This is a genomic window from Achromobacter sp. JD-1 (assembly GCF_038594925.1).
In the GTDB taxonomy this organism is placed as follows: Bacteria; Pseudomonadota; Gammaproteobacteria; order Burkholderiales; family Burkholderiaceae_B; genus Achromobacter; species Achromobacter spanius_C.
This window is the reverse complement of the sequence record NZ_JBCGCS010000087.1, coordinates 1-998: the sequence shown is the minus strand read 5'-3', so window position 1 is coordinate 998 and position 998 is coordinate 1. Positions and strand designations below refer to the sequence as shown.

Genomic DNA, 998 nt, shown 5'->3' with positions numbered 1-998 from the left:
TACACGGGCATCGTGTTCGACAAGGATCGCGGCATGCAGGTGACCGTCATGGCGATGGGCGGCAAGTATTTCCCGCTGCGCCTGGGCGTGAAAACCGGCTGGAACTACCTGCAACTGCCTGACACCGCTTCAAACGTCGCGTTCATGGCCAGCATGACGAAGCTGTTGGGGGCAAACGGGGACGAGGCGGCCAGTCCCTCCGAGCAGAAGCAAATCGCCATGGCCGTCAACCAGCTTGTGCAGCACATCGACCTGGAGGATCGATGCCTGTCCAACCTGGTTAATTTTCTGCCCGCCGCGCCGGCACCTGAAGGTCAACTGAGCCTGAGAGAGCGCCTCAAACGCTGGTGCGCGGGTGGCGAGTATGGCTGGTTGTTCGATAACCCCAAAGACGAACTGGACTTGGCGGCGAACAACCTCTTTGGCTTTGACTTGACGGAGTTCCTCGAACAAGGCCCCGTCCGTGACGCGGCAATAACGTACTTGCTTTATCGAACGGACCAGATGATGGACGGGCGCCGAATCGCCCTTTTCTTTGACGAAGTTCAGCACCCTCTGAAAGTGCCGTACTTCCAGGCGTCGATGCAGGACGCCAGCCGCACGGTCCGCAAGAAAAACGGCGTCCTGGTCTTCGCGACGCAGGAGCCCGCTGCGATCCTGGAGAACCCTGTTGGTCGCTCGCTTATTCAGCAGTCTGCGACCGCCATGTTTCTCGAGAATCCCAAGGCCACTGCAGAGGACTACGTCGACGGATTCAAGCTGTCCCCCGCTGTCTTCAAGATGGTCAAGGATCTGCCGCCGTTCAGCCGCCAGTTCGTCGTCAAGCAAAACGAGTCTGCCGTCACGGCCGAACTGGACCTCGCCTCATGTCCCGAGGCGCTGCTGGTGTTCTCCGGATCCGAAGACCTGGCCGAAATCGCCGAAGCGGCAGTTGCCAAGCATGGTGACGACCCCGCCCTCTGGCTGCCCCACTACCTCAAGCTCGCCCAAGAGGCGAC

General features: G+C 60.3%; 1 pseudogene. It reads left to right on the top strand.

What is annotated here, in order from left to right:
- Window positions 1–998, top strand: a pseudogene (locus WBR68_RS31345) (VirB4 family type IV secretion/conjugal transfer ATPase); the annotation flags it as partial.